This window comes from Sporosarcina sp. P37, from assembly GCF_002109365.1.
Taxonomy (GTDB): domain Bacteria; phylum Bacillota; class Bacilli; order Bacillales_A; family Planococcaceae; genus Sporosarcina.
The window spans coordinates 2,328,138-2,341,570 of the sequence record NZ_CP015349.1 but is presented as its reverse complement, the minus strand read 5'-3'; the positions used below and the strand labels follow the sequence as shown (position 1 = coordinate 2,341,570).

Sequence of the window (13,433 nt, the reverse complement as noted above, 5' to 3'; positions counted from 1 at the left end):
CATAAACTGCTTCGTTTTCAGTGAGTTAGGCATCTGCTTTTTGTGCTTCGTTTTCATTTTTCCATTTTTGGCGGGTGGCTTCTCCTCCGCGCAGGTGGCGGATGGATTTGTGATAGGCCAGAATTTCAGCGACTTTCCGTGACAGGCCGGGATCGACGTTCGGGAGACGCTCGGTTAAATCTTTGTGGACCGTGCTTTTGGAGTAGCCGGTCGCATTGGCCAGCGCGCGCACTGTCAAGTTTGTCTCAATCAGCAGCTTGCCCAGTCGTACGCAGCGTTTTCTAATTTGCTCGTGCACGCCCTCTTCCTTTCTCTTTGTTGCTTTACTCTATGCGGAAACAAATCTTGATATGACGGGATTTCAATAGTCTTTATTGATATACATTGAGCATTCATTATTTATTGAATCTTCTTTCTCCCCAAACTGGAGAATGATATACTCGAATGAACAGACGGGATACATTAGAGAAGGGGGTCGGATCTTGTATAAATTTGTTATGCCTGAAGTAATTTTCGGCAAAGGGTCTATCGATCAAGCGGGAGACGGCTGTGCACGGCTTGGGGCTCAGCGGGTGCTGGTCGTTTCTGATGACGGCGTGCAGGCGGCAGGCTGGACGGAGCGTGTGATGGAAAGTTGCTTGTCTGCCGGCTTGTCAGTCTCGTTATTTACGGGCGTCAGCATAAATCCTACGAGTGAAGAAGTAGAAGCGTGTGCCGGTCAATATATTCATGATTCATGCGATGCTGTAGTGGGAGTGGGCGGCGGAAGTGTCCTGGATGTAGCAAAGGCGGCGGCTATCCTGGCAACGAACGGCGGACATATACGGGATTATGAAGGGATTGATCATATTCACAGACCGCTTCCGCCACTCGTCATGGTGACGACTACCGCAGGTTCGGGTTCAGATGTTTCGCAGTTTGCCATTATTCTTGACCCGGAACGCAAGAAGAAAATGACCATCGTGTCAAAGTCTTTAGTGCCGGATATTTCAATCGTCGACCCGGCTGTTCTCTCTACTAAAAGTGCACGTCTCACCGCTTCAACGGGGCTTGATGTTCTGACACATGCGATTGAATCTTATGTCAGTATCGCATCGACTCCCCTGACAGATGTGCATGCAAAAAGTTCAATTCAATTATGCGCCAAATATTTGCGTGAGTCAGTTGCTTCTGCGGATAACCAATATGCCAAGGAACAGATGGCAATTGCCAGTCTTCATGCGGGGCTTGCGTTTTCCAATGCAATTTTAGGTGCAGTTCACGCGATTGCCCATTCTATTGGCGGGCATTACCCTTTCCTGCATGGTGATATTAACGCCGTCATGCTGCCTCATGTTATGAAATTCAATGCGTCTGCAGCACCGGGCCGGTTCAAAGATATTGCACATTTATTAGGAGAAAATACAGATGGCCTTTCCAGCAGTGAGGCAAGTGATCTCGCGATTGCCCATGTAGAACGGCTGGCCGTAGATATCGGTGCTCCGCTTACACTGACAGGTATGGGGTTCAAAGAAGAGTCTATTCCCATCATTAGTGAAATTTCATTGGAAGATGCCTGCATGATTACGAATCCCCGGATGATTACTGCTGATGAAGTCGCTGCACTTCTCTATCAGGCACTGTAGGTGATGAAAATGGATAAACGAGAAATGTTAGATTTATTGACCGGCGTTCAGTCCTCGAAGAAAAACTATTACTCCGAATTAAAAATGACAGTCGCTCAGCTGACGAAGAAAAACAGCCAGTTGGAAATAATGAATACATTAATGAAGAATTTTGCGATTTATTCGTCGGTTCAACAGATGGTGCAGCAGACATTCTATGATTTACAGGGGATTTATCCTGTGGATCAAATTGGAATTCTGCTGAAGTCTGCGCCGTCATCCAGGCCGGATTATACCTATCCCTCTGCTGAGGATTCACATCTGCAGATGCCTGGAAGCGCATTATGCGCACAAGTGTATTCGACAGGGACCGGTTTTATCGATTCTTCGGGTGAACCGCCTGTTACCACTTGCTTAACCCCGTTAAAAAGCGGCAGTTCGATCATCGGCATTTTCTATTTGACGAGCTGCTCCGACTTTGCACCGTCGAATGAAGATATGGACTTTTTTCATCAGCTGGCTGGCCAAATTACGGTTTGTTTAGAGAATGCGCGGCTTTACAGTGAAGTATTGACCAGTAAGCAGCAATGGGAGGAAACGTTCCGGGCGGTGTCAGACGGCGTGCTGATCATATCTGCTGAAGGTGAAATCCAGCTTCAGAATGATGCAGCTCTTCATGCGTGGCAGCTTCAAACAGGCGAGAATATTGAAGCCTTCATGAACATTGCGGACCGGACAGGCACTAATCTGCTTGAAAGGACTATTGCCACCGGACTGCCCCAATCCGCGGATCTTCATTATCAGCGGCAGCTTTATGATTGTTCCTGTTTTCCTTTGATTGATGAAAACGGCAGATGTAAAGCGGCGGTCATGTACAGCAAGAATGTCACGAGTAAAAGGGAGATGGAAGTACAGCTCATGCACTCCAATCAGTTAGTGGCGATCGGAGAAATGGCGGCGGGCGTGGCACATGAACTGAATAATCCGCTGACTTCCATTCTAGGCAACACGCAGCTGCTGCTGAGGAATCTGGACCCCCTAGATGCAGATTTTCCTCTTTTGGAGGATATTGATCTATGCGGAAAGCGGTGCCGAACGACTATTCGCAGCCTGCTGGCATTCTCCAGGCAGGAAAACAGTCCGCATACGGTATGCTGTCTGAATGACGCAGTCCATCAAGCGCTCGCACTGACCAAAAGACAATTTGAGAGTCAGAGGATTACTATTCATACCGAGCTGCCTTCATTTCCGCCGATACTCGGGAACATCCAGCAACTGAGTCAAATTCTAATCAACTTGCTGATCAATGCAAAAGATGCCCACGGACAACGCGAGCAAACCGAACGATATATTATGATTAAAACGCAGAAAGTGCAGGATACGATTGAACTGACCGTGACTGATAACGCCCCTCCTATTGCCCCGCAGATAATAGATGATATTTTTCATCCGTTTTTTACAACGAAGGACAGTGAAAACGGAACGGGTTTAGGCTTGTCTGTGAGTCTTGGTCTGGCACAGGCACATGGCGGTGAATTAACTTTCAAGCAGCTGGAATCCGATGTAAAGGTATTCCGTTTAGCACTTCCCATTTTTTCTGAAAGGCAGTGATCTTTTGGTCCATTTATTACTCGTTGAAGATGAAGTGGAATTGGCCCGATTTTTGACACGGCTTTTTTCTCTGAAAGGCTTTGAAGTAACACATGTGAAAAGCGGAGCGGAGTTTGACAAGCTGCAGGATATTTCGGGGTTTGATCTGGCTTTTCTTGATGTTCGGCTGCCCGACCGCAATGGCATAGACATCCTGCAAGTGATGAAGGAAAAGGCGCCTGCCTGTCCGTGTGTCATTATGACCGGCTACAGCACAGTTAAGCTTGCCGTTGACGCCATGCGGTTTGGAGCCGCGGACTTCATTGAGAAACCGTTTGATGATATTTCAAAGATTGAGGAACTGGCAGACACTTTATTGCGCCCGTCAAAATCATCCGATCCATCCGGCCAGGCTGACTATGAACGTCTGGCCGGGGAGCTGGGGATTTTCCTGGGGCAGTCTGAAGATTTGCATGAAGTCTACCAACTCGCCTATCGTGTGGCAAACAAACATATTAACATTTTGATTGAAGGAGAAACTGGCACGGGCAAAGAGATGCTGACCAAGTTCATCCATGCTGCGAGTCACCGTTCTGCTGGGCCTCTAATCAGTGTAAACTGCGGCGCTTTGTCTGAAACTTTGCTGGAAAGTGAATTATTTGGTCATGTGAAAGGCTCATTTACAGGTGCCTTGGGAGACAGAATCGGTTATTTTGAAGCTGCTTCAGCGGGGACATTATTTCTAGATGAAATTGCGGAGGCTTCTCCATCGACGCAAGTGAAGTTATTGCGCGTTCTGGAAACGGGGGAATATACTAAAACAGGCGGAACAGTTTCTGAAAAAACGGAGACACGCGTGATTGCCGCCTCCCATGTGAATTTGAAGACTGCCGTGCAGGAGGGAGCTTTCCGCGAAGATTTATTATACCGATTGGATGTCGTCAAACTTATAATCCCGCCGCTGAGAGAGCGCAAGATGGACATCCCGCACCTGATCACGCGTTTTCTGAAACAAAATGAAGAAGAATTGGTCTTCTCCGATGAAGCCTTCTCTGTCCTGCAGCACTATGAATGGCCGGGAAACATGAGGGAGCTCGCCAATACCCTTCGCCACATCGGTGCTGTTTCGCAAAAAGGAGCAGTTATTACACCGGCTCATCTCCCCTCAAAATTCACTGATCAGCAGTCTGCTCTTCCTGAAAGGCTGCAGCCGCCGGATTTTTTAGATGAGTGGAAGGACTTCACAAAAGATATCAATGCCGTTTATACAGGCGAAATGAATGTTGACTTGGAATCTGTACTGAGCCATATGAAAGCGATGGAAAAGAAACTTGCCAAAGCACTAATCGAAAAAACTCTGGCTGAAACAATCGGCAACCGAAAAGAAGCTGCCCAAAAGCTCGGGATTACAGACCGTAAACTGCGCTACTACTTGAATGAAGTGTAATTCTCTATTCACACCAAGAAGGCAGAGAAGGGATTCCCCCCTCTCTGCCTCCATTTATACTTACATTGCATCCCGAATAATTTGCTTCACTTGCTCGAGTGTCGGCTTTCGAGGATTTGTGACTGCTGTTACGTCTTTCATTGCGTTTTCCGCCAGAATATCAATATCTTCCTCTTTTGCCCCCATTGCTTTAAAGCCGCTTGGTATGCCGAGATCGCGCGTGAAGCGTTCGAGTGCAGTAATTGCACTTTCAGCGGCATCTCTTGTGCTCATCCCTTCCGTACGAACTCCCAGGTAGCCTGCAATTTCCGCAAATCTCTCCTGTCTGGAAATTAAATTGAACCGGCAGACGTGCGGCAATAGAATCGCGTTACATTCTCCATGCGGATAATTATAAAATCCTCCCATTTGATGCGCAATGGCATGCACATAACCGAGCGAAGCGTTGTTGAATGCCATGCCGCCCAGGAATTGAGCGTAGACCATCTGCTCTCGGGCTTCAATGTCCTCTCCATTCGCGACTGCGCGCGGCAAATACTTCGGAATGATTTTCATCGCTTGAATCGCACAAGCATCTGTCAGCGGATTTGCATTCGTGGAGACAAATGCCTCAATTGCATGTGTTAACGCATCTACGCCTGTTGCTGCAGTTAAAGCAACTGGTTTCTTGACCGTTAAATCAGGGTCGTTGATAGAGATCAGCGGTGTAATATGCTTATCAACGATTGCCATTTTCACTTTTTTCTCACTGTCTGTAATAATTGTGAATTTCGTCATCTCACTTGCCGTTCCAGATGTCGTATTGATCGCAATAAGCGGTGTGCTCGCATTCTCTGATTTGTCGACACCTTCATAGTCATGAATCCTGCCGCCATTCGCCGCTACCAGGCCGATGCCTTTTGCTGCATCATGTGAGCTTCCTCCGCCTAACGAAACAAGGGCATCACATTTTTCAGATTCGAATACAGCCAGTCCCTCTTCTACATTTCGATCCGTCGGGTTTGGTTCAGCTTCAGCAAAAATGGCTGCATCAATGCCTTCTTTGCGGATAATTTCTGCCACTTGTTCGGACATGCCCAGTGCATGCAAACCTGCATCTGTCACAATTAATGCTTTGCTGATCCCTAAGTCTTTTAATCTGACGCCTACTTCATTGATCGTTCCTCTTCCAAATAGGTTGATAGCCGGCATGTTAAATTGTGTTTGTTTACTCATGTAAATTCCCCCTCGTCTAGTTTTTTAAAAGAATCCTTGTTTGTTTTCATCGTAGCTCACCAGCATATTTTTCGTCTGCTGGTAGTGTGCAAGCATCTGCAAGTGGTTCTCACGCCCGATGCCAGATGCTTTGTAGCCGCCAAACGCAGCGTGCGCAGGGTATGCATGATAGCAATTCGTCCACACGCGGCCCGCCTGGATACCTCGCCCGAAGCGGTACGCGGTATTCACATCGCGCGTCCACACACCCGCGCCCAAACCGTACAATGTATCGTTCGCAATATCCAATGCCTCTTCTTTATCTTTAAACGTGGTGACAGACAATACAGGCCCAAAAATCTCTTCCTGGAAGATACGCATTTTATTATGTCCTTTAAAAACCGTCGGCTTCACATAATACCCTTCCGTTAAATCGCCTTCGAGTTTGTTCTGCTCTCCGCCTGCCAGACATTCTGCACCTTCTTGTTTTCCGATATCCAGATAAGACAGAATCTTTTCCAGTTGTTCAGCAGACGCTTGCGCACCCATCATGACCGTTGGATCCAGGGGATTTCCAGTCTTGATCGCTTGAACACGCTTCAGGGCACGTTCCATGAACTGGTCGTAAATAGATTCCTGAATCAGCGCACGCGAAGGACATGTACACACCTCCCCTTGGTTCAAAGCAAACATGACAAAACCTTCAACTGCTTTATCGAGGAACGCATCATCTTTCGCCATCACATCTTCAAAGAAAATATTCGGGGATTTCCCGCCAAGCTCCAATGTAACTGGTATCAGATTTTCAGAGGCGTACTGCATGATCAGACGGCCTGTTGTTGTTTCTCCTGTAAATGCAATTTTGCTGATGCGCGGATTGGATGCCAGCGGCTTTCCTGCCTCTACTCCAAATCCGCTGACTACGTTCAATACTCCTGCCGGCAGCAAGTCTTCAATTAATTCAACCAGCACCAAGATCGATGCGGGCGTTTGCTCGGCTGGTTTTAATACGATACAATTTCCTGCAGCCAATGCCGGAGCAAGCTTCCACACAGCCATCAGAATCGGGAAGTTCCAAGGAATGATCTGTCCCACAACCCCCAGCGGCTCATGGAAATGATACGCCACTGTGCCGTTGTCAATCTGGCTGACTCCGCCTTCCTGCGCACGGATTGCCGATGCGAAATAACGGAAGTGATCTGCTGCCAGCGGAATGTCTGCATTCAATGTTTCACGTATTGCTTTTCCGTTGTCCCATGTTTCGGCTACAGCGAGCATTTCCAAATTCTCTTCGATACGATCTGCAATCTTCAGCAAAATATTTGCACGCTCAGTAACCGATGTCTTTCCCCATGCATCCTTTGCTGCGTGGGCTGCATCCAAAGCCAGCTCAATATCTTCTTCTGTACCTCTTGCCACTTGAGTGAACACTTTCCCCGTCACAGGCGTTGTGTTATCAAAATACTGCCCTTTTACAGGTGCTGTCCATTTCCCGCCGATGAAATGATCATATCTCTTCTTAAAATGAATCTTCGCATGTTCAGTATTAGGAAACGCATAAACAGTACTTTCTGATGTTTGCACCATATCGCTTCACACTCCAGACTTTCATAGTTAGATTTTCGCAGCGCTTACGTTTTCGTCTCCTTTCTTTTCAGCCACCAATGAAAACGCTTACTATTATCTATTGCAATTTCCGTGCCAAGTGCAAGAATCGCATACTATTACGTTTTTTGTTGTGAAAGTTTCTTTATTTAGCCGAACTTTCGGCTGATCTGCCATTTCTGCGGCTGTTCACGACGATAATTCGTCACGCAAAAAAGCCATTCCGGGGGCTGGAATGGCTTGGTTGCTGTCGTATTAAAATGCCAGGAAATCATGCGGATTGACTGATACGCCGTCTTGCTGGATTTCAAATTGCAAGTGAACACCGGCTTCAGGATTCCATTCATTCTGTGTAGTCGTAGCAAGCACTTGACCCTGCTGGACGGTGTCGCCTTCTTTTACAAGCACACCTGTCAATGAACCGTAGACTGTTGTCTTGCCGTCAGCGTGTTTAATTCTGACTTCTGTTCCTTTGAATGAATCCACGATGACTTCTTCCACGGTACCGCTCATTGCGGCTACAGCTTCAAACGGCTCGCCGTCCATCGAGAGGGACAGGCCTTTGCTTGTAACATATGTCTGTTTGAATACGAGCAGCGCTTTTTCACGTACTGCTTCTTCAGCATCAGGATCATAAAATTCCTGTAAAATGGCGACTTGATCTAGTTGATCTTCATGAAATGGATACTTGAGTGTTTCTTTTGTTGCATTTGTTTCTACTGTAACATCTTTCTTTGGCTGATCTACTTTTGCTACTTCAGACGGTGCTGCATCTTCCGTCGTCAATGCGGTGTATCCCCATACCATGCCGATGAATAAGAGCGCAACGCTCGTATAAATGGCAGGCCAGAACCAGCCGTTCTTCATTTTCTTTTTCTCCTGAGAAGGGGCCTTTGGTTTTTCTTCTCGCATATTCATCACCTCACTTGCATTCTTTGCAAGTTACGGGGATTTTAAACATCGGTCTTCAGGTAAATTTATTTTTTGGATTTTTGTGCCTGTATAATAGTGGGCCAGAATCTGATCCGCCGTCCATCCTTTTTGCGCAAACGCCTCTGCGCCGTACTGGCTCATCCCTACGCCATGGCCATAGCCAACGGTCGTAATATGGACGATTTGATTGTTGACGTCATAGGCGATATTGAAATCAGTGGAGGCTAATTGAAGCTTTTCGCGAATCTGGCGTCCGCTCGTTTCATATTTACCTGAGATGATTTTCTGAACCCGGCCTGTCTGATTGCGCACTAGCTTCAGTTCGCGGAATTCATTGGCATCCCAGTTCAGTCCGAGTTTACGGTTCCATTCCGTAAGTGTCAGTTGCTGCTTTCTTTCTACAGTGGGTGCGACGTCTTCCTCGCCGGGACTCTCAACACTTTGAAGGTATTCAACCGGATTGCCGCTGAAATTTTGGGCGGCTTCCGTTTTTCCATTAGATGTAGAAAAAAACATGGCGGAGATGATTTCTTCTCCGTGAACGATGATTTTACCTTTCGTTGATTCTACTGCCTGACGAACTTTCTTTTCATTGTCTTTAAATGATTTGCCCCAGCGCTCTTTGCGTTCGGCTTCTGTGCGGTATACTTGCGCAGACACATCCTTTGCAATCGGCTTGGCCCCTTTATCAGTGTTTCTTGCGGCGTATGTGCGGGCGGCGATCACTTGGGCTTTTAAAGCCTCTTCATGGAAGTCAGCCGGCATTTCTCCGGCTACAACACCCACCACGTATTCTTCCAGTGGAATCGGCTCGTCCACCCCTATGACCGAAATCATTACATCGCAATAGGTCTCCTCTCGTTGGTCTGCCAGCTGCAGCTCTGGCGCTTGTCTTACAAGAATTGGAATAAAAAATAAGCTAAGAATAATGAATAAAAGGAGTAGTTTTTTGTACATACTAGACTATATGTTGAGGATGAAGAGGGTATTCCAAGACTTTTTCAGTCAAAAAACCATGAACAGCAAGCTGTCCATGGTTCTGTAAGTTACACTAATTGAGATTCAGTAATTTCCTGTTCAGAAGAAACACGGGTAATGTCTGCGCCTAGAGCTTTAAGCTTCTTATCGAAGTTTACATATCCGCGGTCCAAGTGAATGAGTTCAGTCACACGTGTAACACCTTCTGCTACAAGTCCGGCCAGGATGAGTGATGCAGCGGCGCGCAAGTCTGTGGCTGCGACTTCCGCTCCCTGGATTTTTGAAGGGCCTGAAACAATAACAGAACGTCCTTCGATTTTCACATCCGCGTTCATACGGCGGAATTCTTCCACGTGCATAAAACGATTTTCAAATACAGTTTCCGTCAGCACACCTATGCCTGTAGCTTTTAACATCAATGCCATCATTTGTGACTGCATATCTGTCGGGAAGCCAGGGTGCGGCATCGTCTTCAGGTCAACTGCCTTCAGCGGATGCGTCGCTGTTACACGGACCCCTTCATCCAATACAGTAATAGTTACGCCCATTTCCGTTAACTTAGAAATTAACGCAGTAGAGTGTTCAGGTACTGCATTTTCAATCACGACGTCTCCGCCGGTGATTGCTGCAGCCACCATGAATGTCCCGGCTTCGATACGATCCGGAATAATATGATGAGTAGATGCATAAAGTGTCGGAACACCTTCAATACGAATATTATCTGTACCTGCTCCTACTACTTTACCGCCCATTTCATTGATGAAGTTCGCCAAGTCTACAATTTCCGGTTCTTTAGCGGCGTTCTCAATGACGGTCGTGCCTTCTGCCAATGCAGCAGCTGTCATAATATTTTCCGTTGCGCCTACGCTCGGGAAGTCCAAATAGATTTTCGCGCCTTTTAATCGGCCGTCTACTTTCGCTTCAACATGTCCATGACCAAATGTAATTTCCGCGCCCATTGCTTCAAAGCCTTTTAAGTGCTGATCGATTGGTCTTGACCCAATTGCACAGCCGCCTGGTAATGCGACACGCGCAAACCCGTTACGCGCCAGCAGCGGTCCCATTACTAAAATGGATGCGCGCATTTTACGTACAAATTCAAATTGTGCTTCATCTGCCAGTCTGCCGCGTGAATCTACGATGACTTCCCCTTTTTCAGGGTCATGCGTAATTTTTGCATTTAAACTTTTGAGCACTTCATTGATTGTCCGAACATCTGACAGGTTCGGAACATCACGAATGACATTCACTCCTTCAGATGCCAATAAAGCAGCAGCCAAGATCGGTAATACTGCGTTCTTCGCACCTTCTACACGTACGTTCCCTTTTAAAGTACGCCCGCCGTTAATAATAATTTTTTCCACCAGTAGCCCCTCCGAGTCCAATTTATCCTTCACCCACAGCCTATTTTTCAAAAGTCGTCTATAAACATTTTCAGTGTTGTGTCCAAGTCTTTATTATTTACCATAATTCACATATAAAACATATACTATTGTACCTTGTAAAACTTCACTAAACAAGTATCTTCCGGCGCAGTTTTGCGTTATTTCTTGCGTGCTGTAGTATATGTGAGGATCTGACACAAAGTGCTTACATATGACTGATCTTTTTAAGCCACATTACACGTAATACCCCATATTCCTACAGTTTACACGCTTTCGATGTTAAATTTGTTTCACATATATTACAGATTGACAGCAGCTAAAGTATTTAAAATGAATAGTTTGGGCTTTTTCTTCCCAATTCTTCGCTCGGACTCCAGCTGCCATTGTCTTGCTATCATTGTGTATTTATCTTTTTTTAACTCAGATCAGTAAGTACTTTCAAACGTTTAATTTCTTTCAGCCAGAGTTCTGATTCCTGCTGTTGATTCTCGTAGAGCTTCAGCTGAAGGAAATCAAAACCAGGTTGCCCATCTCCCTGACCAATAGGATATGTCTAAAAAGAATTTTGATACGGTAGATCCAATTGCAATACTTAGCAAAATAAACAAAAGTTGTGTTTGGAATACGCGGTTTTTTCGAATGATCGCTTCCGGCAGAATTGCCTGCAGTGCGTAGAAGCTGACGCCGATGAAGAAAATGTGAGATACAATTGCGAGCAGCGGATTGCTGCCTAGCATGCTGTCCATTTCTGACACTCCTCTTACTCAAGATAAAGAAAACGGGCGGACAGAAAATCGTCTGTCCGCCCATTTTTATAAATTAAATACGTTGTTCATACACTTGCATGCGGTTGATCGCACGCTTCAAATCAAGCTCATATAAGCGCTGACTAAGATCATCGGATTTATTCTTCAAATCTTGTTCTGCTTTTTCTGCAGCTCTTTTTGCACGCGCAATATCAATGGACTCAGCCATTTCCGCACTCTGTGCCAATACAGTAACCACTTCAGGACGGACCTCAATGAAGCCTCCGTGGACTGCGACAGTTTCTGTTTTACCGTCTGTTTTCAGGCGGAGTGCACCAATTTGAAGCGGAGCGACCATTGCGATGTGGCCGGGAAGAACCCCGATCTCACCAGCTTCGGTGACTGCAATCACCATGTTCGCGTCCATTTCACAAACAGGGCCGTCGGGAGTGACGATATTCACTTTGATTTTACTCATTTTTTTCCCTCCTGGTCCCTTTTCTTAGACTTCTACGCCCATGCCTTTTGCTTTTTCGATAACTTCTTCGATACGTCCGACCAAACGGAACGCGTCTTCAGGCAAGTGATCATACTTACCTTCCAGAATTTCAGCAAAGCCTTTGATCGTTTCAGCAACTGGAACGTAAGAACCTTTTTGTCCTGTAAACTGCTCAGCAACGTGGAAGTTTTGAGACAGGAAGAACTGAATACGACGAGCGCGGTCAACAACCTGCTTGTCATCTTCGTCCAACTCATCCATACCCAAGATTGCGATGATATCCTGCAACTCACGGTATCGCTGAAGAGTTGTTTGTACTTCACGAGCTACACGGTAGTGTTCCGGTCCAACGATTTCTGCACTCAATGCACGTGAAGATGAAGCTAACGGATCCACAGCCGGGTAAATACCCATCTCTGAAAGCTTACGCTCCAAGTTCGTTGTAGCATCTAAGTGAGCGAAAGTTGTTGCCGGAGCTGGATCCGTATAGTCATCCGCTGGTACATAGATCGCTTGGATCGATGTAACCGATCCTTTATTTGTAGAAGTAATACGCTCTTGTAACTGACCCATTTCTGTAGCCAATGTCGGCTGGTAACCAACCGCAGAAGGCATACGTCCAAGAAGGGCAGAAACTTCAGAACCTGCTTGTGTAAAGCGGAAGATGTTATCGATGAACAATAGAACGTCCTGTCCTTGCTCATCACGGAAATATTCAGCCATTGTCAAACCGGAAAGTGCTACGCGCATACGTGCACCAGGCGGCTCGTTCATCTGACCGAATACCATTGCCGTTTTCTTGATAACGCCTGAATCTGTCATTTCAAAGAACAAGTCATTACCTTCACGAGTACGTTCTCCAACACCTGCGAATACGGAAATACCTCCGTGCTCTTGTGCGATGTTGTTGATCAATTCCTGGATTAGAACTGTTTTACCAACTCCCGCACCACCGAAGAGTCCGATTTTACCACCCTTGATGTATGGTGCAAGCAAGTCAACAACTTTAATTCCAGTTTCAAGAATTTCTACCTCAGTGGAAAGGTGTTCGAATGTTGGTGCAGAACGGTGAATTGGATCACGTTGTGCATCAGCAGGAATTGGCTCTGCTAAGTCGATTTCCTCGCCTAGTACGTTAAATACACGTCCGAGTGTAATGTCACCGACTGGAACTGAAATAGGCGCACCTGTATTTTCTACCGGTGTTCCGCGTTTCAGACCGTCTGTCGAGGACATCGCAATCGTACGAACCGCATCGTCACCAAGGTGAAGTGCTACTTCTAAAGTCAACACCTCGACCACTCCATTGGAACGATCGATATTAACCTTCAATGCGTTATAGATCGCTGGAAGCTGACCGTCTTCGAATTTAACGTCAACAACCGGACCCATAACTTGAAGAATATGTCCATTACTCATGCTTTTCCCTCCTGTCTTACTCTTTCAAATCTA

General features: G+C 46.3%; 12 protein-coding genes. 3 read left to right on the top strand and 9 right to left on the bottom strand.

What is annotated here, in order from left to right; genetic code table 11:
* Positions 1-25 precede the first annotated feature (25 nt).
* A complete protein-coding gene (locus tag SporoP37_RS11990) occupies positions 26-298 on the bottom strand; it encodes a sporulation transcriptional regulator SpoIIID (RefSeq protein ID WP_081243871.1) in 273 nt (90 codons plus the stop codon).
* A gap of 133 nt (positions 299-431) precedes the next feature.
* Here SporoP37_RS11990 and SporoP37_RS11985 point away from each other — a divergent pair, with 133 nt between their 5' ends.
* The 3 genes from SporoP37_RS11985 to SporoP37_RS11975 are packed head-to-tail and all read left to right on the top strand — an operon-like array spanning position 432 to position 4,641.
* Positions 432-1,625 (top strand): iron-containing alcohol dehydrogenase, encoded by a 1,194-nt coding sequence (locus SporoP37_RS11985; protein WP_304442455.1) that lies wholly within the window; start codon positions 432-434, stop codon positions 1,623-1,625.
* A gap of 9 nt (positions 1,626-1,634) precedes the next feature.
* A complete protein-coding gene (locus SporoP37_RS11980) occupies positions 1,635-3,215 on the top strand; it encodes a GAF domain-containing sensor histidine kinase (RefSeq protein ID WP_158233650.1) in 1,581 nt (526 codons plus the stop codon).
* 4 nt (positions 3,216-3,219) lie between these two features.
* Positions 3,220-4,641 (top strand): sigma-54-dependent transcriptional regulator, encoded by a 1,422-nt coding sequence (locus SporoP37_RS11975; protein ID WP_085431041.1) that lies wholly within the window; start codon positions 3,220-3,222, stop codon positions 4,639-4,641.
* Between the two features lie 60 nt (positions 4,642-4,701).
* Here the strand turns inward: SporoP37_RS11975 and SporoP37_RS11970 are convergent, their stop codons facing one another.
* From SporoP37_RS11970 to atpD, 8 genes are all read right to left on the bottom strand, one after another.
* A complete protein-coding gene (locus SporoP37_RS11970; protein WP_081243868.1) occupies positions 4,702-5,856 on the bottom strand; it encodes an iron-containing alcohol dehydrogenase in 1,155 nt (384 codons plus the stop codon).
* A gap of 24 nt (positions 5,857-5,880) precedes the next feature.
* Positions 5,881-7,422, bottom strand: coding sequence for an aldehyde dehydrogenase (gene adh, locus SporoP37_RS11965; protein ID WP_085431040.1), 1,542 nt, complete (start codon positions 7,420-7,422; stop codon positions 5,881-5,883).
* 273 nt (positions 7,423-7,695) lie between these two features.
* Positions 7,696-8,358 carry a M23 family metallopeptidase gene (locus SporoP37_RS11960; RefSeq protein WP_081243866.1) on the bottom strand — a complete coding sequence of 221 codons (663 nt, stop codon included), beginning with the start codon at positions 8,356-8,358 and terminating at the stop codon, positions 7,696-7,698.
* A gap of 24 nt (positions 8,359-8,382) precedes the next feature.
* Complete coding sequence (spoIID, locus tag SporoP37_RS11955) at positions 8,383-9,330, bottom strand: stage II sporulation protein D (protein ID WP_085431039.1); 948 nt, start codon at positions 9,328-9,330, stop codon at positions 8,383-8,385.
* 89 nt (positions 9,331-9,419) lie between these two features.
* On the bottom strand, positions 9,420-10,715 hold the full coding sequence (gene murA, locus SporoP37_RS11950; RefSeq protein ID WP_081243864.1) for a UDP-N-acetylglucosamine 1-carboxyvinyltransferase: 1,296 nt from the start codon (positions 10,713-10,715) through the stop codon (positions 9,420-9,422).
* A 533-nt stretch (positions 10,716-11,248) separates the two neighbouring features.
* The gene (locus tag SporoP37_RS11945) at positions 11,249-11,482 is read right to left on the bottom strand and encodes a DUF1146 family protein (RefSeq protein WP_081243863.1); all 234 of its coding nucleotides are present in this window, start codon (positions 11,480-11,482) and stop codon (positions 11,249-11,251) included.
* Between the two features lie 73 nt (positions 11,483-11,555).
* Positions 11,556-11,960 carry a F0F1 ATP synthase subunit epsilon gene (locus SporoP37_RS11940; protein WP_081243862.1) on the bottom strand — a complete coding sequence of 135 codons (405 nt, stop codon included), beginning with the start codon at positions 11,958-11,960 and terminating at the stop codon, positions 11,556-11,558.
* 24 nt (positions 11,961-11,984) lie between these two features.
* Entirely contained in the window at positions 11,985-13,400 is a 1,416-nt protein-coding gene (gene atpD, locus SporoP37_RS11935; RefSeq protein ID WP_081243861.1) for a F0F1 ATP synthase subunit beta, read from the bottom strand.
* Between the last annotated feature and the right edge of the window lie 33 nt (positions 13,401-13,433).